The 20,191-nt window shown below is 66.6% G+C and carries 24 protein-coding genes and 1 pseudogene; 17 read left to right on the forward strand and 8 right to left on the reverse strand.

Annotation, left to right across the window (positions count from 1 at the left end; genetic code table 11):
- The first annotated feature begins 34 nt into the window (after window positions 1-34).
- From BN1132_RS09430 to BN1132_RS09445, 4 genes are all read left to right on the forward strand, one after another.
- Window positions 35-394 (forward strand): VOC family protein, encoded by a 360-nt coding sequence (locus BN1132_RS09430; RefSeq protein WP_042077047.1) that lies wholly within the window; start codon window positions 35-37, stop codon window positions 392-394.
- Window positions 395-585: 191 nt separating this feature from the next.
- Window positions 586-876 carry a putative quinol monooxygenase gene (locus BN1132_RS09435; protein ID WP_042077048.1) on the forward strand — a complete coding sequence of 97 codons (291 nt, stop codon included), beginning with the start codon at window positions 586-588 and terminating at the stop codon, window positions 874-876.
- A 91-nt stretch (window positions 877-967) separates the two neighbouring features.
- A complete protein-coding gene (gene dkgB / locus BN1132_RS09440; RefSeq protein WP_042077049.1) occupies window positions 968-1,771 on the forward strand; it encodes a 2,5-didehydrogluconate reductase DkgB in 804 nt (267 codons plus the stop codon).
- A 418-nt stretch (window positions 1,772-2,189) separates the two neighbouring features.
- Window positions 2,190-3,362 (forward strand): MFS transporter, encoded by a 1,173-nt coding sequence (locus tag BN1132_RS09445; RefSeq protein ID WP_042077050.1) that lies wholly within the window; start codon window positions 2,190-2,192, stop codon window positions 3,360-3,362.
- Window positions 3,363-3,431: 69 nt separating this feature from the next.
- On the opposite strand, the gene cydX is transcribed toward BN1132_RS09445, so the two are convergent.
- The 3 genes from cydX to BN1132_RS09460 are packed head-to-tail and all read right to left on the reverse strand — an operon-like array spanning window position 3,432 to window position 6,268.
- Complete coding sequence (cydX, locus tag BN1132_RS09450) at window positions 3,432-3,545, reverse strand: cytochrome bd-I oxidase subunit CydX (RefSeq protein ID WP_005310033.1); 114 nt, start codon at window positions 3,543-3,545, stop codon at window positions 3,432-3,434.
- Between the two features lie 24 nt (window positions 3,546-3,569).
- Entirely contained in the window at window positions 3,570-4,697 is a 1,128-nt protein-coding gene (gene cydB, locus BN1132_RS09455; protein WP_042077052.1) for a cytochrome d ubiquinol oxidase subunit II, read from the reverse strand.
- On the reverse strand, window positions 4,697-6,268 hold the full coding sequence (locus tag BN1132_RS09460) for a cytochrome ubiquinol oxidase subunit I (RefSeq protein ID WP_042077053.1): 1,572 nt from the start codon (window positions 6,266-6,268) through the stop codon (window positions 4,697-4,699). The genes cydB and BN1132_RS09460 overlap by 1 nt, the downstream gene beginning before the upstream one ends.
- 120 nt (window positions 6,269-6,388) lie before the next feature.
- Here BN1132_RS09460 and BN1132_RS09465 point away from each other — a divergent pair, with 120 nt between their 5' ends.
- From BN1132_RS09465 to BN1132_RS09490, 5 genes are all read left to right on the forward strand, one after another.
- Window positions 6,389-7,807 carry an aminotransferase-like domain-containing protein gene (locus BN1132_RS09465; RefSeq protein ID WP_042077055.1) on the forward strand — a complete coding sequence of 473 codons (1,419 nt, stop codon included), beginning with the start codon at window positions 6,389-6,391 and terminating at the stop codon, window positions 7,805-7,807.
- Between the two features lie 147 nt (window positions 7,808-7,954).
- Window positions 7,955-8,761: a substrate-binding domain-containing protein gene (locus BN1132_RS09470; RefSeq protein WP_042077056.1), complete on the forward strand. Its 807-nt coding sequence runs from the start codon at window positions 7,955-7,957 to the stop codon at window positions 8,759-8,761.
- Between the two features lie 53 nt (window positions 8,762-8,814).
- Window positions 8,815-9,234 (forward strand): COG4315 family predicted lipoprotein, encoded by a 420-nt coding sequence (locus BN1132_RS09480; protein ID WP_052447014.1) that lies wholly within the window; start codon window positions 8,815-8,817, stop codon window positions 9,232-9,234.
- Between the two features lie 7 nt (window positions 9,235-9,241).
- Complete coding sequence (locus tag BN1132_RS09485) at window positions 9,242-9,784, forward strand: RNA polymerase sigma factor (protein WP_042077059.1); 543 nt, start codon at window positions 9,242-9,244, stop codon at window positions 9,782-9,784.
- A complete protein-coding gene (locus tag BN1132_RS09490; protein ID WP_042077061.1) occupies window positions 9,769-10,473 on the forward strand; it encodes a hypothetical protein in 705 nt (234 codons plus the stop codon). The genes BN1132_RS09485 and BN1132_RS09490 overlap by 16 nt, the downstream gene beginning before the upstream one ends.
- Window positions 10,474-10,544: 71 nt before the next feature.
- Here BN1132_RS09490 and BN1132_RS09495 read toward each other — a convergent pair whose 3' ends face one another.
- Window positions 10,545-11,003 (reverse strand): GNAT family N-acetyltransferase, encoded by a 459-nt coding sequence (locus BN1132_RS09495; protein WP_042077063.1) that lies wholly within the window; start codon window positions 11,001-11,003, stop codon window positions 10,545-10,547.
- A 163-nt stretch (window positions 11,004-11,166) separates the two neighbouring features.
- Window positions 11,167-11,817, reverse strand: coding sequence for a tellurite resistance TerB family protein (locus BN1132_RS09500; protein WP_042077064.1), 651 nt, complete (start codon window positions 11,815-11,817; stop codon window positions 11,167-11,169).
- 62 nt (window positions 11,818-11,879) lie between these two features.
- Here BN1132_RS09500 and BN1132_RS09505 point away from each other — a divergent pair, with 62 nt between their 5' ends.
- From BN1132_RS09505 to BN1132_RS09520, 5 genes are all read left to right on the forward strand, one after another.
- Window positions 11,880-12,731, forward strand: a complete 852-nt coding sequence (locus BN1132_RS09505; RefSeq protein WP_042077065.1) for a DMT family transporter — start codon at window positions 11,880-11,882, stop codon at window positions 12,729-12,731.
- Window positions 12,728-13,030: a hypothetical protein gene (locus tag BN1132_RS09510; protein WP_042077067.1), complete on the forward strand. Its 303-nt coding sequence runs from the start codon at window positions 12,728-12,730 to the stop codon at window positions 13,028-13,030. The genes BN1132_RS09505 and BN1132_RS09510 overlap by 4 nt, the downstream gene beginning before the upstream one ends.
- A 20-nt stretch (window positions 13,031-13,050) precedes the next feature.
- Window positions 13,051-13,521, forward strand: a complete 471-nt coding sequence (locus tag BN1132_RS09515; protein WP_042077068.1) for an acyl-CoA thioesterase — start codon at window positions 13,051-13,053, stop codon at window positions 13,519-13,521.
- Between the two features lie 76 nt (window positions 13,522-13,597).
- Window positions 13,598-13,753: a pleiotropic regulatory protein RsmS gene (gene rsmS / locus BN1132_RS19555; protein WP_084202766.1), complete on the forward strand. Its 156-nt coding sequence runs from the start codon at window positions 13,598-13,600 to the stop codon at window positions 13,751-13,753.
- A gap of 19 nt (window positions 13,754-13,772) precedes the next feature.
- Window positions 13,773-14,240 (forward strand): GyrI-like domain-containing protein, encoded by a 468-nt coding sequence (locus tag BN1132_RS09520; RefSeq protein ID WP_042077069.1) that lies wholly within the window; start codon window positions 13,773-13,775, stop codon window positions 14,238-14,240.
- A gap of 22 nt (window positions 14,241-14,262) precedes the next feature.
- On the opposite strand, the gene BN1132_RS09525 is transcribed toward BN1132_RS09520, so the two are convergent.
- Window positions 14,263-15,105: a LysR family transcriptional regulator gene (locus BN1132_RS09525; protein ID WP_042077082.1), complete on the reverse strand. Its 843-nt coding sequence runs from the start codon at window positions 15,103-15,105 to the stop codon at window positions 14,263-14,265.
- A 121-nt stretch (window positions 15,106-15,226) separates the two neighbouring features.
- Between BN1132_RS09525 and BN1132_RS09530 the strand changes: the two genes are divergently transcribed.
- Together BN1132_RS09530 and BN1132_RS09535 are read left to right on the forward strand one after the other, a co-directional pair.
- Window positions 15,227-15,730 (forward strand): nucleoside deaminase, encoded by a 504-nt coding sequence (locus tag BN1132_RS09530; RefSeq protein ID WP_042077071.1) that lies wholly within the window; start codon window positions 15,227-15,229, stop codon window positions 15,728-15,730.
- Complete coding sequence (locus BN1132_RS09535) at window positions 15,723-16,961, forward strand: MFS transporter (protein WP_042077073.1); 1,239 nt, start codon at window positions 15,723-15,725, stop codon at window positions 16,959-16,961. The genes BN1132_RS09530 and BN1132_RS09535 overlap by 8 nt, the downstream gene beginning before the upstream one ends.
- 94 nt (window positions 16,962-17,055) lie before the next feature.
- Here the strand turns inward: BN1132_RS09535 and rluF are convergent, their stop codons facing one another.
- Window positions 17,056-18,039 carry a 23S rRNA pseudouridine(2604) synthase RluF gene (gene rluF / locus BN1132_RS09540; RefSeq protein ID WP_042077075.1) on the reverse strand — a complete coding sequence of 328 codons (984 nt, stop codon included), beginning with the start codon at window positions 18,037-18,039 and terminating at the stop codon, window positions 17,056-17,058.
- 550 nt (window positions 18,040-18,589) lie between these two features.
- Between rluF and gdhA the strand changes: the two genes are divergently transcribed.
- A complete protein-coding gene (gdhA, locus tag BN1132_RS09545; RefSeq protein WP_042077077.1) occupies window positions 18,590-19,933 on the forward strand; it encodes an NADP-specific glutamate dehydrogenase in 1,344 nt (447 codons plus the stop codon).
- A gap of 130 nt (window positions 19,934-20,063) precedes the next feature.
- On the opposite strand, the pseudogene BN1132_RS09550 reads toward gdhA, so the two are convergent.
- A pseudogene (locus tag BN1132_RS09550) lies at window positions 20,064-20,191 on the reverse strand (VOC family protein); the annotation flags it as partial.

A 20,191-nucleotide genomic window follows, 5' to 3' on the forward strand; every position in this document is an offset into this window, starting at 1 on the left:
CCCGGCCTCACTTATCAGCAGGGAGCGGTACCTTATGAAAGCCCATGAAAAACTGAATTATGTGGAGTTTGCGGCCAGGGATCTCGCCGCCACCCAGGCCTTCTTCACCGCTGCCTTTGGCTGGCAGTTCGCCGACTACGGCCCCGACTACTGCGCCTTCGAGGGAGAAGGGCTGGACGGTGGCTTCTACCGCGCCGATCTGTGCAGCCAGAGCGCCCAGGGCGGGGCCCTGCTGGTGTTCTACAGCGCCGATATCGAGGCAACCCAGGCCAAGGTGCAGCACCATGGCGGCATCATCAACCGCCCGCTGTTTGATTTCCCTGGGGGCCGCCGCTTCCACTTTGTCGAGCCCAGCGGCAATGAGTTTGCGGTCTGGTCCGAACCGGCGGCCTGATGGCGAGAGGTGGGCACCCCAGCCCACCCTGCTCTCTGCTTTACATTTGAACCTTTCCCCGGCGCCGGCTGCCCGCCGGTCTCTTCTCTCTCCCATTGCTGCACTCACCTCAATAGTGTTTTGCAACTGCTGCCCTGTATCCCCCAGTCTGCGGCGGGCATACTGGCCCCCGAAATTGCAAGGAGGTTCAGATGCCGTTCCCCGTGATCGTGATTGCCCAGCTTGACGCCAAACCCGAATTTTCTGACCGGTTTCGCGCCGCCTTGGACCCCTTGATTGCGGCTACCCTGCAAGAGCCGGGATGTCTGCGCTACCAGTTGCACCAGAGCCTGGAGAGCCCCCACGGCTGGATGCTGCACGAGGAGTGGGAGAGCGAGGCCGCCCTGCTCGTCCACCAGCAGCAGCTCCACTTTATCGCCTTTGCCAGCCTGGCCTCCCCCTGGTTTGCCAGCCGGGTCGTGAGCCGCTACCGGCGCGTCTGATGTCCCTGCGGCCCCTCCCCTGTCCGCCATAGGCGCGGGCCGGGTTGGCACAAGATTGAGCGTAAAAAACAATAACCTGAGGAATTGAATAATGATGAAGATGCCCAACCTGGGTCTTGGAACCTTCCGCCTGAAAGATCAGCCCCTGCGTGACTCCCTGCTCCAGGGGCTGGCGCTCGGCTATCGCCATATCGATACCGCCCAGATCTATGACAACGAGGCCGAAGTGGGCCAGCTGATGAGCGAAAGCGGCGTCCCCCGCCAGGATATCTACCTGACCACCAAGGTGTGGACCAGCGAGTTCGGTCCGGGCAAGGTGATCCCGAGCCTGGAGCTGAGCCTGGAAAAACTGCGCACCGACTATCTGGACCTGGCGCTCATTCACTGGCCCTCCCCCCAGGATGAGGTGCCGATGGCGGTCTATCTGGAGCAGCTCGCCGAGGCCAAGGCACAAGGCCTGACCCGGGAGATCGGGGTCTCTAACTTCACCGTGGCCCAGCTCAAGCAGGCTATCGAGATCCTGGGGCCGGGCGCCATCACCCACCAGCAGGTGGAGATCCACCCCCTGCTGCAAAACCGCAAGGTGGTGAAATTCTGCCAGGAGCAGGGCATCGCCATCACCGCCTATATGCCGCTGGCCTATGGCAAGGTGCTCGCCGAGCCGCTCCTGATGGAGATCGGCAAGCGCCACGGTGTCTCGGCGGCTCAGGTGTCGCTGGCCTGGCTGCTGGCCCAGGGCATGACGGTGATCCCGAGCTCCACCAAGCGGGAGAACCTCGCCGCCAACCTGGCCGCCCTCAAGGTGCAACTCAGCGCCGAGGAAATGGCGGCCATCGCCACCCTGGACAGAGGCGAGCGCTGCGCCAACCCGGACTTTGCACCGAATTGGGATTGATCCCCCTCATCCCCAACCCTTCTCCCGCAAGGGGAGAAGGGAGCAAATAAGGCTCAATGACATTCTTCGGCACCAGCGGGAGGCACAATGCCTCCCGCTTTTTTGTCTCCAACATCGCGCCACGGCCGTCCAAGCTCTCCCCCAGAGCCTTCCCTCAACCCTTTACTCCTTAACTCTTACCTCTTTCCTCTTTGTCCCGGCTCGCTCTGCACGGGTTGCCGCCGTGCGCCTTGTCTCTGCACCCACCTCGCACGCTACGACCAGCTTTTGCCACGTTGCCTCAGCCACTCCTCCTGCTATGGAACCATTGCTGCTGATTACACAAAAGTAATTTGACGTTACCATCATTTTTACCAACAAAGCCCATCGGCATACTGGCGCCATTCTCCCGTCGGGAGCCACTATCCAAGGAGTTGTTATGCCACTGGCGTTGTTTGCCCTCACCCTGAGTGCCTTTGCGATCGGCACCACCGAATTCGTGATCGTGGGGCTCATCCCCACCATCGCCGACCAACTGCACGTCTCGCTGCCCTCGGCGGGCCTGTTGGTCAGCCTCTATGCCTTGGGGGTCGCCATCGGCGCTCCCGTGCTGACGGCGCTCACCGGCAAGGTGCCGCGCAAGTGGCTGCTGGTGGGGCTGATGGCGCTCTTCACCGCCGGCAACCTGCTTGCCTGGCAGGCCCCCGGCTATGAGAGCCTGATCGTCGCCCGGGTGCTGACCGGTCTGGCCCACGGGGTCTTCTTCTCGGTGGGCAGCACCATAGCCACCGGCCTGGTGCCCAAGGAGAAGGCGGCGAGCGCCATCGCCATCATGTTCAGCGGCCTGACCGTGGCGCTGGTGACCGGCGTACCGCTCGGCACCTGGATTGGCCAGCAGTTCGGCTGGCGCGAGACCTTCCTGGTGGTGAGCGCACTCGGGGTCATCGCCATGGCCGGCAGCCTGCTGCTGATCCCGGGCAACCTGCCCAAGGGGGCTTCCGCCAGCCTGAGTGAGCAGCTCGCCGTGCTGACCAGGAAGCCCTTGCTGCTGGTCTATGCCAAGACGGCGCTGGGTTACGGCGGTGCCTTCACGGCCTTTACCTTCCTCGCCCCCATCCTGCAGCAGGTGAGCGGCTTCGATGCCAACGCGGTGAGCCTGATCCTGCTGGTCTACGGCGTCTCCGTGGCGGTCGGCAACATCTGGGGCGGCAAGCTCGCGGACAAGATGGGCCCGCTGCCCGCCCTCAAGCTGCTGTTTGCCGGTCTCGCCCTGGTGCTGCTGATGCTCACCTTCACCGCGCCCCATCCGGTGCTGGCGGTGCTCACCGTGCTGGTGTGGGGCGCCTTCGCCTTCGGCAACGTGCCCGGCCTGCAGGTGCTGGTGGTGAAACAGGCCGAGCAGCACACCCCGAACGCCGTGGACGTGGCCTCCGGCCTCAACATCGCCGCCTTCAACGTCGGCATAGCGCTCGGCTCCGTGGTAGGCGGCTTCGTGGTGGAGCACCTGGGGTTGATGCACACCCCCTGGATCGGCGCCCTCATAGTGCTGCTGGCCTATGGCCTGACCCATGCCAGCGAGAAGCGCGAAGCCAGACTGGCGCCGGCAATCTGATCCGCCACGCAAAAGAACGAGAAGGCCGACACCCAGTGTCGGCCTTTTTCATTGGCAAGATGGCGCGGCTCAAGACTCCTTGAGATCCTCATCCGCGGCCCAGCGCGCCTCCAGCCAGAGCAGATTGACCAGGCCGCACAGCAGCGCAAACCCCAGCCCCAGTATCCAGGTGAAATACCACATATCGAAGACTCCTCAATTCCCGTGTCAGTAGAGGCTATGGCCGTGTTCGCGTACCTGCTCGGTGCTCATCTTGCCCCGCGCCACCCAGTAGACCCAGAGGGTGTAACCGATGTTGATGGGCATCAGCACGCCGACGATGCCCAGCATGATAAGCAGGGTACGCTCGCTGGAGGTGCCGTCCCACAGGGTCAGGCTGCTCGACGGATCCAGGGACGAGGGCAGCACGAAGGGGAACAGGGCGATGGCGATGGTCAACATCATGGCGGCGCAGGCACCGCCGCTGGCGACTATGGCCAGCCGCGCCCAGCCAAGGGCGCTTGCCAGCGCGCTCAAGAGCGGCAGCAAGAGGCCAAGGGCCGGCACGGTCCAGAGCACGGGGTGCGCCATGAAGTTGCCAAACCAGCCATCCGGCGCCGTCGTCACCTGCTTCATCAGGGGGGTCAGGGCGCTGTTGAGATCCCCCATCTCGGCTATCTGGTAGCCGCGCATCTGGCTGAGCCAGAAGCCGCCGAGGGCAAACAGGGCGCTTGCCAGGGGGCCGAGCCAGCGGCTGTGGCGGGCGCAGCGCGCCGCTATTACCCCTTGAGTCTTGCACTGCAGGAAGCTGGCGCCGTGGAGCATCAGCAGGGCCAGCGCCGTGCCCATGCAGGTGAAGAGCAGGGGCCAGTTGAACTCGAAGGCACCATAGTGGATGCGAAGGGCCGAGTCGAAGCGAAACGGCAAGCCTTGCAGCAAGAAGCCGAGGGTCGCGCCAAACACCAGGGTCGGCAGCAGGGCGCCAACCACCAGGGCCCGGTCCCACCAGCGGCGCCACTGGGGATCCGGCAGCTTGCTGCGATAGTCAAAACCGACCGGGCGCAGGAAGAGGCCGAACAGCAGGAACATGAAGGGCACGTAGAGCGCCGAGAAGGAGGCGGCATAGACCAGGGGCCAGGCGGCGAACAGGGTGCCGGCACCGGCGATGAGCCACACCTGGTTGCCCTCCCACACCGGGCCCACGCTGTTGAGCAGCACCCGCCGCTCCTCATCGTCCTTGGCCACCACGGGCAACAGCATGCCGACCCCGAGATCGAAGCCATCCATCACCACGAAGCCGATGAGCAGGAAGAGTACCAGCCCCCACCAGACGAGTTTCAGGGTTTCGTAATCCATCAGACGGGACTCCCGTTTTTCAACACTTCACCTTGATAACGACCCGTCTGCAGGCTGGCGGGCCCTTTGCGGATCACGTGACGCAACAAGAACAGCTCCACCACCAGCAGCGTGCTGTAGATGAGGAAGATGGCGATCAGGCTGAACCAGAGCTGGCCCGGTTGCAGCAGGGAGACGGAGGCCGAGACCGGCAGCACCTCGCTGATGGTCCAGGGCTGGCGACCGAACTCGGCCACGAACCAGCCCGCCTCGATGGCAATCCAGGGCAGCGGTATGCTCCAGAACAAGGCCTTGAGCAGTCGGGTCGATTGCACCAGCCGGCCCCGGCACAGTTGCAGGAAGGCGGCGGCAAAGAGCGCCAGCAACACCACCCCTATGCCCACCATCAGCCGGAAGCTCCAGAACAGCGGCGCCACCTGGGGAATGGAGTCATCGACAGCCTTGGCGATGGCCGCCTCGTCCGCCTTGCCAATCTCCTTGGCATGGGGGGTCAGCAGCAGGCCGTAGCCGAGATCGGCGCGGTGGCGCTCGAAGGTGGCCCTGGCCTCGGCATTGCTCCCGTCTGAGCGCAGCGCCTCCAGGGCGTCGTACGCCAGCATGCCGCTGCGGATGCGTTTCTCGTGCTGCGCTTTCAGATCCTTGAGGCCGGTCACCTGCTCATCCAGGGAGCGGGTGGCGATGATGCCCATCAGATAGGGGATCTTGACCGCGGCGTGGGTGGTCTCGGCGCTCTGATCCGGCAGGCCGAACAGGGTGAAGGAGGCAGGGGCAGGCTCGGTGTGCCACTCCGCCTCGATGGCGGCGAGCTTCACCTTCTGCACCTCGCCGGTGCGATAGCCCGACTCGTCCCCGAGCACGATGACCGAGAGGATGGCGGCGAGGCCGAAGCCCGAGGCGATGGCGAAGGATCGCAGGGCGAAGCGCACCTCCATGCGGCGCAGCAGATACCAGCTGCTCACCCCCATCACGAACAGGGAGGCGGCCACGTAGCCCGCCGCCACCGTGTGCACGAACTTGACCTGGGCCACCGGGTTGAAGATCACCGCCGCCACGTCGGTCAGCTCCATGCGCATCGTCATGGGGTTGAACTCGGCGCCGACCGGGTTCTGCATCCAGCCGTTGGCGATGAGGATCCAGAGCGCGGAGAGGTTGGAACCGAGCGCCACCAGCGCGGTCACCAGCAGGTGCTGACCCCGGGAGAGCTTGTCCCAGCCGAAGAAGAAGAGGCCCACCAGGGTGGATTCGAGGAAGAAGGCCATCAGCCCCTCCACCGCCAGCGGGGTGCCGAAGATGTCGCCGACGTAGTGGGAGTAGTAGGCCCAGTTGGTGCCGAACTGGAACTCCAGGGTGATCCCGGTGGTCACCCCCATCACGAAGTTGATGCCGAACAGCTTGCCCCAGAAGCGGGTGATGTCCTTGTAGATCACCTTGCCGGTCATCACGTAGGCCGACTCGGCGATCACCAGGATCCAGGACAGCCCCAGGGTGAGGGGCACAAACAGAAAGTGGAACATCGCCGTCGCGCCGAACTGTATTCGGGAGAGGCTGACCACATCATCCAGGCTTATCATGCATGACTCTCTATGTTGCATTTAACAGGCAGGTTTTCGCCCGTTCAGTACAACACGCGCCATGACACCTATAACAGATGCAGTTATAGTGAAATCCACCTATAACAGTTTGAGCCCACCATGTCCCGCTACGGCCAACTGGCAGATCAGCTGCAGCAACAGATAGAGAGCGGCGTCTGGCGAGCGGGGGAGCGCATCCCCTCCATCCGCCAGAGCTGCAAGACCCACAACCTGAGCCCCATGACGGTGCTGCAGGCCTATCAGCTGCTGGAGAGCCGCGGCCTGGTGCTGGCCCGGCCCCAGTCCGGCTACTACGTCAAGGCCGCCGCCTCCCCCCAGCGCATCAGCGCCCCCCGGCAGGCCCGCTACAGCGGATCTGTGGACATCAACGATCTGGTGTTCGAGGTGCTGCAGGCGAGCAAGTCACGGGAGCTGGTGCCGCTGGGCATGGCGGTGGCGGATCCCGCCCTCTTCCCCCACCCCCAGCTCGGCCGGGCCCTGGGGAGCTGCATGCGCCGGCTCGATCCCTTCAGCACGGTGGCGGACCTCCCCCCCGGCAACGAGATCCTGCGCCGGGCCATCGCCCGCCGCTACGCGGACGACGGCCTGGCGGTCGACCCCCAAGAGATCATCATCACCACCGGCGCCATGGAGGCGCTCTCCCTCAGCCTGCAGGTGCTGACCGAGCCGGGAGACTGGGTGGTGGTGGAGTCACCCACCTTCTACGGCGCCCTGCAGGCCATCGAGCGGCTCAAGCTCAACGTGGTGGAGATCCCGGTGCGCCCCGGGGTCGGCATCGATCTCGCGCTGCTGGCCCAGGCGCTCGCCGAGCGCCCCATCAAGGCGTGCTGGATGATGGGCAACGTCCAGCACCCGCTGGGTCATACCATGCCGGATGGCCACAAGCAGGCGCTGATGCAACTGCTCAACGCACACCGGGTGCCCCTGGTGGAGGACGACGTCTACGCCGAGCTCTACTTTGGCCGCGAGCGCCCCCGCCCCCTCAAGTGCTGGGATGCGCGGGGAGAGAGCCTGCTGTGCGGCTCGTTTTCCAAATGTCTGGCGCCGGGCTTTCGGGTCGGCTGGGTGGTGGCAGGGGCCCATGCCGAGCGCATCCAGCGGCTGCAGCTCATATCGACCCTCTCCACCAATGTGCCGAGCCAGCTCGCGCTCGCCGACATGCTGCGCCAGGGGGGGGTGGACGCCCACTTTCGCCGCCTGCGCCATACCCTGGCCCAGCGCCAGCAGCAGATGCGGGCCGCCCTGCTGCGCCTCTTCCCCGAGGCGAGGATCAGCGCCCCGGATGGCGGCTACTTCCTCTGGCTGGAGTTCGATCACCGCCTAGACAGCCGGGCCCTGCACACACAGGCGCTCGCCTGCGGCTTTTCGCTCGCGCCGGGGGCGCTGTTTTCGAGCCAGGGCCAGCACAACCACTGCCTGCGCCTGAACAGCTCCCATCCCTGGAGCCCGGCGCTGGAGGCGGCGCTTGCCAGACTGGCGGAGCTGATCCACCAGCAGCTCGGCACCGGCCAGGGCTAGCCACCATGCCTCTGAGCCCGCCTGCGAGGCTGGCTCGCCGTCGACTTCGGCTGCCCCGGCTCGACGGCGCCCGATTTTTTTCTGCTCGGCTGCATCCAATCGCCTCCCTCCTGCGTCTCTTGCTTGAACCTCAATCAAGGAGACACGATGAAATCCCACCCCCTCTGGCTCGCCCTGCTCTGCTCGGCCCTCATCCAGCCGCTGCAGGCCGCCACCCTCCCCCAGTCTGCCCAGACCGACCCCGTCCATCAGGCCGACGACGGCGTGATCCGCCTCTATGGCCCCGGTGGCCCGGACACCGCCCTGAAACGGGCGGCCGCGGCCTTCCAGCAGGAGACCGGGATCCCGGTCGAGGTCACCGCCGGCCCCGAACATGGCTGGCGCGACAGGGCCGTCAAGGATGCGGATCTCATCTTCGCCGGGGCCGAGCAATCCATGTCCGCCTACCTGCGAAGCTACCCCTTCCTCGACCCCCAGAGCGCCCACGCCTACTACCTGCGCCGCAGCGTCATCGCGGTGCAGAAGGGCAACCCGGCGCAGATCACGGGGGTGGAGGATCTGATCAACCGCCCCCTCAAGGTGGTGGTGACCGAGGGGCTCGGCAACTACAACACCTCGGGCACCGGCCTCTGGGAAGACGTGGCCGGCCGCAAGGGCAAGCTGGCCGATGTGCAGAAGCTCAGGCGCAACATCGTCGCCTTCGAGCAGGGCAGCGGCGCCAGTTTCCGGGCCTTCACCAATCAGCAGGCCGATGCCTGGATCACCTGGGTGCACTGGCCCCTGAACCACCAGGACAAGGCCGACTTCGTCGAGATCGAGCCGGAGCGCCGCGTCTATCGCGGCCTGCTGATCAGCAAGGCGCAGGGCGCGGATGCCGGCGCCCAGCGCTTCCTCGACTTCATCGACAGCCCCAAGGGCGAGCCCTTCTTCGCCCAGGATGGTTGGACCCGTTAACCCTGACCTCCCATAACCCAAAGACCATCGCCAACAAACCCAAGGAGAACGCCATGAACAAGTTCCTCATCAGCCTCGCCTGCCTGCCCCTCGCCTCGGCCTGTGCCCTGGACACCCAGCCCCTGAGCGGCGCCGAGCAGCTGCCCATCGCCCGGATGACGGAGAACGGCAAGGCCTATCTGGTCGATGCCAAGGGCTTCAGCCTCTACCGCTTCGACAAGGATGCCCAAGGAAAATCAACCTGTTATGCTGAGTGCGCCGAGAAGTGGCCGCCCGCATTGGCCAGCGCGGAGCAGGTCAAGGCGGGGGTCGGCAAGGCCGCAGACGCCGGGATCGGCCTGGTCCTGCGCGACGACGGCCGCTATCAGTGGAGCTACCGTGGCCAGCCGCTCTATCGCTGGATCAAGGATGAGCAGCCCGGCCAGAGCCGCGGGGATGGCGTGAAGCATGTCTGGCACCGCGTCCAACTATGAGGTCTGAGTGAACATCGACAACCAGCAGCTCGCCCACCTGCTCGCCCGCAGCAAGCAGAGGGACAAGCAGGCGTTTGAAGCCCTCTACCAGCTGACGGGCCAGCCCCTGTACGCCATGCTCTATGGCCTGCTGAAAGACAGGCAATGGGCCGCGGACATATTGCAGGAGGGCTTTTTGAAGATCTGGCACGGTCAGGGCGCCCATCCCGTCGACTACCCCTGGGCCTGGCTCTGCCAGTGCATGCGCAATCTGGCCATCGACGCCCTGCGGGCGAAGAAGCGCCACGGGGAGACCCCGCTGGAGGAGTCCTGGGAGGAGAGAACCAGCCAGGAGACCCGGCCAGGAGACACAGAGGGGCTTGCCCCCTCTTTCTCCCTCGAGCACTGCCTCGGGCGGCTCTGTGCCGACAAGCGCAACGCCATCGTACTCGCCTATCGCCACGGCCTGAGCCACCAGGAGATCGTCACCCACACCCAGACCCCGCTTTGCACCGTCAAGTCCTGGATCCGGCGCGGACTGGAGGAGCTCAAGCTATGTCTGACCCAGTGACCCCCCAACGCTACCGGGATCCCGCCCTGCGCGAGCGGCTCGCCGGCGAATATGTGCTGGGCACCCTGAGCCCGCGGGTGCAGGGCAGGATGAGCCGGCTGATGGCCCGCGACCCCGACTGGTGGCAGTGGATCGAGCAGTGGCAACAACATCTGGATCCCCTGCTGCATCAACCCCAGCCCGCCCCGCCCCTGCCCCGCAGCGTCTGGCGTAACATAGAGCAGGGGATCTCTCCCAAACCCAGGCCCCATCGCCTGTGGTGGCCGCTCGCCATGGCCGCCTCCCTGCTGCTCGGGCTGTGGCTGCAGCCGCTGCTCCCCTGGCCCTCCGCCCCCATCCAGCCGGTGCGCTACCTGGCCATGATGTCATCTGCCAATGAGGAAGCCCCCTTCGTGCTGGTGGCCTATCAGGGCAAGCGGCCGGGCCAGTCCAGCATCCGCCTGCAACAGAACCAGGCGAGCCCGCTGCGCCTGCCCACCGACGCCATGCTCTGGATGCGCGACAAAGAGTCCGCCAAGCTGGTGCCCCTGGCCCCCCTCGGGGAGGTCATGGCGGGCCGATTGATGAGCCCGACCGAATGGAAACAGCTCAAGCAGAGCAGCGAGCTGCTGGTGATGGCGAAGGGGAGCGAGCGCCCGCTCTATCGCGGCCACTGCATCGAGCTCGGCCCCTGGCCGGCGGAGAGCTGAGCACGAGCGCAGCCCCTGCGACAGCAACAAGGCCCCATGGCGGGGCCTTGTTCATCGCGCGGCTCCCCGGCTTATCGGGCGTAAATCTCCGACTGGCGGGTAAAACCCAGGGATTCGTAAAGTGCCTTGGCCCGCGTGTTGAACGACATCACCTCCAGGCGCAGCTGACTCGCGCCCCGGGCCTTGCCCCAGCCGTCACAATGGGCGATCAGCGCCTTGCCGATGCCTTGGGAGCGATGCCCCTCATCGACCACCACGGTGCTGATGCGGCAAATGGGCTGCTTGCTGAGAAAAGGGATGGTCTCGTTGATGTCGATGCGCGCGGTCAGAAAGCCCGCCACCTTGCCCGCCACCACCGCCACGCAAAACAGCCGGCCTTCGGCGGCGATGGCGTCGAGCAAGAAGGTGCGCTCCTCGGGGGATGGGGGGCGAAACACCTGTGGGGCCTGCTCGAAGTGGATCTCTCCTATCTGCCGGTTCAGCTCGAGAATGGCGTCGATATCCTGTTCATTGGCCTTGCGAATGTTCACCTGATGCTCCTTGCATGGTGGGCCGGCGGGGATGATAGAGTCTCATCCGTCACCCTTTGGCCTGAACCCGCATCTTACTGGCTTGCACCGGCAACCAGCAAGCCGCCCGCAGAAAACGACCAGGCCCCGCGATGGGGCCTGGTCGTCAACACGATGGCGCGGCTCAACCCGGCCCGTTCAGCTGGGCCACCTGCCGCTCTATGCTGCCCTTGAGGTTGTCATCGAGCTTCAATGCCCGAGCCAGCTCGTCCAGATAACCGCGCTCCATGAAGTGATCCACCTCGATGGCGAGCAGGGAGGCGAGGTAGACCTCGGTCGCCAGCTCCATGTCGGTCACCTCCCGCGCCAGGACGTGGGGATCGAGGGGGCGGGCCAGCTCGGCGTCGATCCAGCGAGCCGCATCCCGCTCCCCCTGCTCGGTCAGGTACGCCTGGATCTTCTGGCGCTCGGCGGCGTCGATGTGGCCGTCGGCCCGGGCCGCCGCCACCATGGCGCGCACCAGGAGGGCGGCGCGGGCATCCAGCGCATTGCCCTGCAGGGTGTCGAGGGGATGGGTGGGCTGAGCCGGGGCGGACTGCTGGGCCTGCCAGTCCTGATAGAGCTTGTAGGCCAGGCCACCCAGGGCCGCCGCGCCGCCCACCGCCGCCACCTTGGTGCCGTACTTGCGCATCTTCTTGTTGCCAAGCAGCAGCGCCATGGCCCCGGCGGCCAGCCCGCCCTGGGCCATGCCCTTCATCTGGGCCTTGCGCGTGTCACCACCGTCGTCGAGCCAGCCCTTGCCGCTGCTCAGCAGTTGATCGAGTATTTGTTTCATAGCCCCTCCTCGTTGCATAGTGTTTCATGCTGGTTCGCCGCCACTGAACTCAAGGTGAATAAATGCCGCCGTCCCGTCTGTTGCTGCTGACCCTGCTGACCCTGGTGGCGTTCGCCGCCAACTCGGTGCTCTGCCGTCTGGCGCTGTTCGAAGAGCGCATGGATCCGGCGCTGTTCACTCTGCTGCGCCTGACCAGCGGGGCCCTGGTGCTGATCCTGCTCTGTGCGGCCCGCCGCCCCCCGCCGCCCCGCCAGGGGGACTGGGGAGGCGCCCTCTACCTCGTCACCTACGGCGCCGCCTTCTCCTTTGCCTACCTGACCCTGACCGCAGGCACGGGGGCCCTGCTGCTGTTCGCCGCCGTCCAGCTCAGCATGCTGGCCCCGCCCCTGCTGCGTGGCGAGCGGCTTCCCACTCGCCAGTGGGCCGGCCTGCTGATCGCCATGGCAGGGCTGATCGTGCTGCTGCTGCCCGGCATCCAGGCCCCCGATCCCCTGGGGGCGATCCTGATGATCGCCGCCGGCATCGCCTGGGCCTGCTATACCCTGCGCGCCCCGCGCTTTGCCGACGCCCTCGCCGCCAACGCCGGCCACTTCCTGCGGGCCAGCCTGCCCGCGGCCCTGATCTACCTGTTGCTGGGACGGCTCGACGCCAGCCCGACCGCCATCGCCTACGCCCTGGCCTCGGGGGCGCTCGCCTCCGGCCTGGGCTATGCCCTCTGGTATCGGGTGCTGCCCCAGCTGGGGCGCACCCTGGCCGCCAGCGCCCAGTTGTTGGTTCCCCTGCTCGCCGCCCTGGCCGGGCTCGTCTGGCTGGATGAGTCGTGGTCATGGCGCTTGTTGCTGTCGTCCCTGGGCATCCTGGGAGGGATTGCCCTGGTCATAGCGGGACGCCCCCCGCAAGGAGACAAACCATGAAGAAGATTGTCATACTGCTGCTCGGTTGCACCTTCGCCACTGGCCTGCTCGCCGCAGTGCAGGACAGGGAAACCCATCAGGCCGGCCTGGATCGGGCCTGCGCCAACGCCCAGCAACAGCTGATCGTGCAGGGCAGACAGCAGCGCATCGACGCCTGCATCAAGGCGGGTGGCAAGGCAACCCGATGCCAGCAGGAGTACGCCAGCTTCGGCCAGCGCGAGGGCAACAAGAGGCCCGATTTTTCGACCCTGCCTCCCTGCCAGCAGGCCGAGGCGTATCGCAAGAGTTACCGGCAATGAGCCGGATACAAGGAGAGCGCATGACCCCACCCCGCGAGCTGACCCTGCAGTTCCTGGCCGAGCCCGCCGACGTCAACTTCGGCGGCAAGGTCCATGGCGGCATGGTGATGAAGTGGATCGATCAGGCGGGCTACGCCTGCGCCGCCGGCTGGTGTGGCGGCTATGCCGTCACCGTCTACGTGGGGGGGATCCGCTTCCTGCGTCCCATCCAGATAGGCCAGCTGGTGGAGGTGCACGCCAAGGTGATCCACACGGGCACCACCAGCATGCACCTGGCGGTGGATGTCTACAGCCGCCACCCCACCGACCCCGAGCGCCACAAGACCACCCACTGCATCATCATCTTCGTGGCCATGGACGAGCAGGGCAACCCGACCCGGGTCCCCCAGTGGCAACCGGTGAGCGAGGGCGATCTGCAGTTGCAGCAGTACGCCAGGAAGCTGATGGCCCTGCGCGAGGAGATAGACAAGGAGATGCGCCAGCACCTGTGAGGGCAAGCCCGCAACCGGGGCGTGTTTCACGGGCCGCCGGCGCTATAATGGCGCCCCCCATCCACGAGAGAACACAATGTCACTGGAAACCGCCCCCGCCGAGGTGCAGCTCGCCGTCGATCTGATCGAGCTGCTTGAGACCAACCAGATAGCCCCCGAGCTCGCCCTGGCGGCGCTCGTCATCGTCCGTCAGGACTATGAGCGCAAGCTGAGGGAGGGCCGGGATCACTGACCCTGTCACCGGAGACGCCATGTCAGAGCCCATCCGCTTCGAGACCGGCAGCGCCATGCTGCTTGGCGGCCTGCGCCGCCACCACGAGTTCCAGCACGCCGACTTCGGCGGCCAGTGGCGTGACTTCGGCGCCTTCACGCCCCTGCCTGGCCAGCTCGGGGAGCACGCCTACGGCGTCATCTGCGGCGTGACCCCCACGACCTGCGAATATATGTGCGCGGTGGAGGTCGCCGCCCTGGAGGTGCTGCCCCCCGGGCTCGGCCGGATGCGCATCACGCCCCAGACCTATGCGGTCTTCCGCCATCTGGGCCATGTCTCCACCATGCCCCAGACCTGGCAGGGAGCCCTCGACTGGCTGGCCGGCTCCGGCTGGGAGTCGGCCCACAAGCCGGACTTCGAACGCTACGGCGCCGACTTTGACGCCGCCACCGGCAGCGGCGAGGTGGAGCTCTGGCTCGCCGTGGTGCCGAGGCACTCCCTGGCTTGAGCCATCGGGCCCGGGGTTGTGCCTACCTCGGTCCCATCACCTCGTCACAGAGCGCCATCAGGGCCTCCCCCAGCCGGGCGAGGGGCTCGCTCGTGCCAGGCCCCTGATGCAGGGCAAGCTCCACCGGGCGCACCTCGGGCCAGCCTGTCAGCACCACCTGATCCGGTTGCCGCAAGCGGGCGGGCAGCAGGCTGACGCCTATCCCGGCGCTCACCGCGCCCTGCAGGCTGGCGAGGCTGGCGCTCACATAGGCGATGCGCCAGGGGATCCCCTCGGCATCCAGGGTGTCGGTGATCTGGCGCCGGTAGAGCCCCTCGCTCGGAAACACCGCCAGGGGCAGCGGCACTCGCCCGGCGGCGGGCCACTCCCGGCTGTCGACCCAGGCGAGCGGCTCGCGCCAGCGGGCGATGGGCTCCCCCTGCCCGCCCCCCTGCTTGATCAGGGCCAGATCCAGCTCCCCCGCCTCGAACCCCTGCCACAGGGCGTGGCTGAGATCGCTGTGCACCTCCAGCCTCACCTCGGGATGCTGACGGGCAAAGCTGGCCAGCACCCTGGTCATGGCCCCCGCGGCGAAATCCTCAGGCACCCCGAGGCGCAGGGGCAGGCTCGCCTCCCCCACCCGCTCGCTCGCCCGGGCCAGCAGCCCCAGGATGCGGCGCGCCAGGCCGAGCAGGGTCTCCCCCTGGGCCGTGGTCACCACCTGGCGACCGGAGCGGTCGAGCAGGGTGCAGCCGAGCTGCTGCTCCAGGCGGCGCATCTGCTGGCTCAGGGTGGACTGGGTCAGGTGGACCCGCTCGCCGGCGCGGGTAAAGCTGCCTGTCTCGACGATGGCGACGAAGCTGCGCAGCAGTTGGGGATCCAGCAGGGGGCGCTCCATGGGTCATTCCATTTATAAAACCACTGAAAGTCATTTTATCATTTAATTTCCAAATGACATGGCTAGCCTCTAGGCTGCGTCCATCCCTTGTCTTTTTCCAGGATGACCCATGCCACACCCCAGCCAGTCCGGTGACCGCCTCCTTCGCACCCTCACCGCCCTCTCGTCCCCCAGCCATCATGAGTGGCTGGAGCAGGCCCTGCACCTGGCCCTGACCCACCGCCAGCAGGGAGGCCGTCCCTTCGCCGCCCTGCTGGTGCGGGACAACCGGCTGGTGGCGAGCGCCGTCAACCGCATGCTGGAGGCGGGCGACCCCACCCGCCACGCGGAGCTGGAAGCGCTGCGGGAAGGGAGCCGCCAGGGGCCGCTGGCCGGTGCCATCGTCTATGCCAGCGGCCACCCCTGCCCCATGTGTCTGTCCGCCCTGGTGATGAACGGCATCCAGGCGGTCTACTACGCCTTCGACAACGCGGACGCCGCCCCCTTCGGCTTTGACAGCGGCGCCGCCTACGACAGGCTGAGGCTGCCGCTCTGCCCGCCGCCCCTGCCCCTCGTCAAACTGGCGAGCCCCATCCCGGCCGAGGCCCTCTACGGCCCCCTGCCCCATGAATAAGCGCCTCACCCCCCCTGACAGCGGCGCCCTGCTGGTGCTGGTGATCCTCATCGCCCTCAACCTGCGCCCCTTCCTCACCGCCATCGGTCCCCTGGCGCCCCAACTAGACGCCAGGCTGGCCCTCGGGATGGACACCCTGGCCTGGGTCACCCTGCTGCCGCTCTGGCTTATCGGGGTCGGCGTCCTGCTCACCCCGGCGCTTCTTGGCCGCACGGGGCCGCGTCCCCTGCTCGGGGCGGCCCTGCTGCTCCTCGCCCTCGGCAGCGCCCTGCGCGTCGAGCTGGCGAGCGGCGCCCTGCTCATCGCGAGTGCCGCCCTCTGCGGCCTGGGTTCGGCCCTGGTGCAGGGGGTCTTGCCCGGCCTCATCAAGCAGGGCTTCGCCCGCAAGGTGCCCCTGGTGATGGGGATCTTCTCCGCCTGCATGATGGGGGGCGGGGCGCTGGGGGCCGTGCTCACCCCGCGCCTCGCCGAGCATATGGACTGGTCCAGGGCGCTGGCGATCTGGAGCCTGCCGGTGCTGCTGGCCCTCGGCTGGCTCGCCTGGCGGGTGCGGCTGCCTGCGGCGCCGGTGGCGGTATCCGGCGGCGGCGAGCAGCGCCTCATCAGCCTGCCCCGCACCTGGCTGCTCATCGCCTGCTTTGGCATCATCAACAGCGGCTACGGCATCGTCGTGGCCTGGCTGGCCCCGGCCTACATGGCGGCGGGCTGGAGCGCCCAGCAGGGGGGCGAGCTGGTGGCCTGGCTCGCCCTGGCCCAGACCGCGAGCGGCCTCGGCCTGCCCCTGCTGGCGGCCGGTCGGCTGGACAGACGCCCCTGGATGGCACTCGCCATCGCCTTGCAGCTGGCGGGTTTTGGCGGTCTCTGGCTGGCGCCGACCAGCGCCCCCATTCTCTGGTGCCTGCTGTGTGGCGCCGGGCTTGGGGGGAGCTTCTCCCTCATCATGGTCATTGCGCTCGATCACCTGCCGGACCCGCGCCGCGCCGGCGCCCTCTGCGCCCTGATGCAGGGGGTCGGCTTCATGGTGGCGGCCACCGGCCCCTGGGTGGCGGCCCGGCTGCACAACTTGAGCGGTGACTTCGCCACCGCCTGGCAGTGGCAGCTCGGCGCCCTGATGCTGATGGGCCTGCTGGTGCTGCGCCTCGACCCGCGGCACTACCCAGGCGCGATGCGCCTGCCTCGAAGCCAGGCGGAGACAATGGCTATGCCGGCGCCCGACAACACGCCAGCCTGATCCGACCCCCTTGCCCTGGCGTCACTGTGCCCCAAAACAAGACACCGGCCAGGGGCCGGTGTCTTCAATGGGGACGCGGGGGATGTCGGGGTGCTCAGCGCCCCTTCTTCTGGCGCCCGCCCTGCCCTGTGCGCGGCTTGCCCTGGGCTGGTTTGGCCCCCTTGCCGGGCGCACCCTTGCCCTGTCCGCCTTTGCCTGAGGGGCTCTTCCTCTCGAAGGCCTCGGGGCCCGGCACATTGGGGCGACCGCCGATCTCGTGATCGTCGCTGCGCCGCGGCTTCTTGACCTGGGCCGGCGTGCCGGCCGCAGCCGCCTTGGGCTTGGCAACCTGAGCCCCCTTGGCCGGTTTGGCCTCGGAGGAGGAGTCCTCGATCAGCTTGAACAGCTCGATCAGCTCGTCGTCGGTGAGATCGCGCCACTCCCCCACTGGCAGCCCCTTGAGGCTGACGTTCATGATGCGGATGCGCTCAAGCTTGGTCACCTCGAAGCCGAAGTGCTCGCACATGCGGCGGATCTGGCGGTTGAGCCCCTGCACCAGGGTGATGCGAAACACGAACGGCGCCTCTCTCTTCACCTTGCACTTCCTGGTGACGGTGCCGAGGATGGGCACCCCGGCCGCCATGCCCCTGACGAACTCGTCGGTCACCGGCTTGTCCACGGTCACCAGGTACTCTTTCTCGTGATCGTTGCCCGCCCGCAGGATCTTGTTCACCAGATCCCCGTGGTTGGTGAGGAAGATGAGCCCCTGGGAGTCCTTGTCGAGCCGGCCGATGGGGAAGATGCGGGTGCTGTGGTTCACGAAGTCGACGATGTTGTCCTTCTCCCCCGCCTCCGTGGTGCTGACGATGCCCACCGGCTTGTTGAGGGCGATGAAGACCAGGCTGTCGGCTTCCCGCGGCTCGATCACCTGGCCATTGACCTTGACCAGATCCCCGGCAAACACCTGATCCCCCACCCCGGCCCGCTTGCCGTTGATGAAGACGTTGCCCTGCTCGATGAAGCGGTCGGCCTCGCGGCGCGAGCAGATGCCGCTCTCGCTGATGTATTTGTTCAGGCGCATGGATTCATCGGCCAGCATGAGGCACCTCCCGGGTCGCGAGGGCTGTCGGGATGATCGGCTGGCTCAGCCGGCGTGTGGTCGGGTTCGTCTGCATACAACTCCATGGAAAAAAGGGCCCGTGCCCTGCATGTTCGGCAAAAAACGCCGCTACAGTAGCACATCGCCCCCTCCCGCGCCCGGTCCCCGTCGCCGGATTGTGGCGCCCATCCCCTGTTCGGCCATCTGCCCCCTCACTGTGCGGCCCCTTGCCGTCATGACCCCCGGTTGACGCATGCGACCAGGCCCTGGCGATGTCCGGATGGCGCGCCCTGACCGCCCCGCCGCCAGAGAGGGCGGTCTCGTCCTCGTCAAAGAGCGGGATGAACTAAAACTTGATATTTATCTAGCAAAAATGCATAAAAAGATTTTAGTCATCGCGAATTATCTGCTCTGCCCCGCCGATGACGGGAGACGACAGGTCGCCGGGGCGCAGGGCGAGACTTTTCCCCCTCCCCTCACCGCCTCTGCTGACGAACCGCTTCCCTCTCTGGCAGGACGCCACTTTCATCGTTCACGACAGGAGTCAAAGATGCACCATTCCCTCTCCCAGGAGGCCTTCCTGGCCCAGGTGGCCAACCGCAACCCCCACCAGCCCGAGTTCATCCAGGCGGTGAGCGAGGTGGTCACCTCCATCTGGCCCTTTATCGAGCGCCATCCCCGCTACCTGCAGCACGGTCTGCTGGAGCGGCTGGTGGAGCCGGAACGGCTGGTGCAGTTTCGGGTGAGCTGGGTGGATGACCAGGGTCAGGTGCGGGTGAACCGTGGCTACCGGGTGCAGCACAGCTCCGCCATCGGCCCCTTCAAGGGCGGCATGCGCTTCCACCCCTCGGTGGATCTCTCGGTGCTGAAGTTCCTCGCCTTCGAGCAGACCTTCAAGAACGCCCTCACCACCCTGCCCATGGGCGGCGGCAAGGGGGGCAGCGATTTCGATCCCAAGGGCAAGAGCGAGGGGGAGGTGATGCGCTTCTGTCAGGCCCTGATGCTGGAGCTCTATCGCCACCTGGGGGCCAACACCGACGTGCCGGCCGGCGACATCGGGGTGGGCGGGCGCGAGGTGAGCTACATGGCGGGCATGATGAAGAAGCTCACCAACAGCGCCGAGTGCGTCTTCACCGGCAAGGGGCTCTCCTTTGGCGGCAGCCTCATTCGCCCGGAGGCCACCGGCTACGGCCTGCTCTACTTCGTGGAGGCCATGCTGGCCCATCGCGGCCAGTCGCTGGCGGGCATGCGGGTCTCGGTATCGGGCTCGGGCAACGTGGCCCAGTACGCCATCGAGAAGGCGATGGCCCTCGGCGCCCGCGTCATCACCGCCTCCGACTCCGGCGGCACCGTCTATGATCCGGACGGCTTCACCCCCGAGAAGCTGGCCCGTCTGATGGAACTTAAAAACGAGCAGCGCAAGCGGGTGGCGGATTATGCCCACGAGATGGGGCTCGAGTTCTTCAGCGGCCGCACCCCCTGGCACCTGGCAACCGACGTCGCCCTCCCCTGCGCCACCCAGAACGAGCTGGATGCATCGGACGCCACAACGCTTATCGCCAACGGCGTGCAACTGGTGGCCGAGGGGGCCAACATGCCCTCCAGCGCCGCCGCCATCCGCCTCTTCCACGACGCCCGGGTGCTGTTCGCCCCGGGCAAGGCGGCCAACGCCGGGGGCGTTGCCACCTCGGGCCTCGAGATGAGCCAGAATGCCCAGCGCCTCTCCTGGACCCGGGAGGAGGTGGACGCCCGCCTCAAGGGGATCATGACCAGCATCCACGCCACCTGTGTCCGTTACGGTCAGGATGACGACCATGTGAACTACGAAAGCGGCGCCAATATCGCCGGCTTCGTCAAGGTGGCCGACGCCATGCTGGCGCAAGGGGTCTGCTAGTTCTCGCCATACCCGGCATCAACGCAACAACGGCAGCCAGAGGCTGCCGTTGTTGTCTGCTGTGATCCTGAGTCAGGCACTCAGCCGTCACTGGCCTGTCCCTTCTTACATGCGCCCTGGGCGGCGAGGCTTAGCGATAGCGGCTGATCTCGATAAGGTTCCGATCCGGGTCCAGGCAATAGACTGACTCGATGGGGCCGCAGGCGCCGCTTTTCGTCACCGGCCCCTCCAGGATCTCGACCCCCTGGCTCGCCAGCT

The organism is Aeromonas sanarellii, assembly GCF_000820085.1.
GTDB classification, from domain to species: domain Bacteria; phylum Pseudomonadota; class Gammaproteobacteria; order Enterobacterales; family Aeromonadaceae; genus Aeromonas; species Aeromonas sanarellii.

What these genes read in the sequence shown, in the direction of transcription:
- BN1132_RS09445 (WP_042077050.1), top strand. Translation starts at nt 2,190, where the DNA reads ATGCCACTGGCGTTGTTTGCCCTCACCCTGAGTGCCTTTGCGATCGGC.
- BN1132_RS09490 (WP_042077061.1), top strand. Translation starts at nt 9,769, where the DNA reads ATGTCTGACCCAGTGACCCCCCAACGCTACCGGGATCCCGCCCTGCGC.
- BN1132_RS09535 (WP_042077073.1), top strand. Translation starts at nt 15,723, where the DNA reads ATGAATAAGCGCCTCACCCCCCCTGACAGCGGCGCCCTGCTGGTGCTG.
- dkgB (WP_042077049.1), top strand. Translation starts at nt 968, where the DNA reads ATGATGAAGATGCCCAACCTGGGTCTTGGAACCTTCCGCCTGAAAGAT.
- BN1132_RS09435 (WP_042077048.1), top strand. Translation starts at nt 586, where the DNA reads ATGCCGTTCCCCGTGATCGTGATTGCCCAGCTTGACGCCAAACCCGAA.
- cydX (WP_005310033.1), bottom strand. Translation starts at nt 3,545, where the DNA reads ATGTGGTATTTCACCTGGATACTGGGGCTGGGGTTTGCGCTGCTGTGC.
- cydB (WP_042077052.1), bottom strand. Translation starts at nt 4,697, where the DNA reads ATGGATTACGAAACCCTGAAACTCGTCTGGTGGGGGCTGGTACTCTTC.
- BN1132_RS09520 (WP_042077069.1), top strand. Translation starts at nt 13,773, where the DNA reads ATGTCAGAGCCCATCCGCTTCGAGACCGGCAGCGCCATGCTGCTTGGC.
- BN1132_RS09505 (WP_042077065.1), top strand. Translation starts at nt 11,880, where the DNA reads ATGCCGCCGTCCCGTCTGTTGCTGCTGACCCTGCTGACCCTGGTGGCG.
- BN1132_RS09500 (WP_042077064.1), bottom strand. Translation starts at nt 11,817, where the DNA reads ATGAAACAAATACTCGATCAACTGCTGAGCAGCGGCAAGGGCTGGCTC.
- rsmS (WP_084202766.1), top strand. Translation starts at nt 13,598, where the DNA reads ATGTCACTGGAAACCGCCCCCGCCGAGGTGCAGCTCGCCGTCGATCTG.
- BN1132_RS09430 (WP_042077047.1), top strand. Translation starts at nt 35, where the DNA reads ATGAAAGCCCATGAAAAACTGAATTATGTGGAGTTTGCGGCCAGGGAT.
- BN1132_RS09465 (WP_042077055.1), top strand. Translation starts at nt 6,389, where the DNA reads ATGTCCCGCTACGGCCAACTGGCAGATCAGCTGCAGCAACAGATAGAG.
- gdhA (WP_042077077.1), top strand. Translation starts at nt 18,590, where the DNA reads ATGCACCATTCCCTCTCCCAGGAGGCCTTCCTGGCCCAGGTGGCCAAC.
- BN1132_RS09515 (WP_042077068.1), top strand. Translation starts at nt 13,051, where the DNA reads ATGACCCCACCCCGCGAGCTGACCCTGCAGTTCCTGGCCGAGCCCGCC.
- BN1132_RS09460 (WP_042077053.1), bottom strand. Translation starts at nt 6,268, where the DNA reads ATGATAAGCCTGGATGATGTGGTCAGCCTCTCCCGAATACAGTTCGGC.
- BN1132_RS09530 (WP_042077071.1), top strand. Translation starts at nt 15,227, where the DNA reads ATGCCACACCCCAGCCAGTCCGGTGACCGCCTCCTTCGCACCCTCACC.
- BN1132_RS09480 (WP_052447014.1), top strand. Translation starts at nt 8,815, where the DNA reads ATGAACAAGTTCCTCATCAGCCTCGCCTGCCTGCCCCTCGCCTCGGCC.
- rluF (WP_042077075.1), bottom strand. Translation starts at nt 18,039, where the DNA reads ATGCTGGCCGATGAATCCATGCGCCTGAACAAATACATCAGCGAGAGC.
- BN1132_RS09510 (WP_042077067.1), top strand. Translation starts at nt 12,728, where the DNA reads ATGAAGAAGATTGTCATACTGCTGCTCGGTTGCACCTTCGCCACTGGC.
- BN1132_RS09470 (WP_042077056.1), top strand. Translation starts at nt 7,955, where the DNA reads ATGAAATCCCACCCCCTCTGGCTCGCCCTGCTCTGCTCGGCCCTCATC.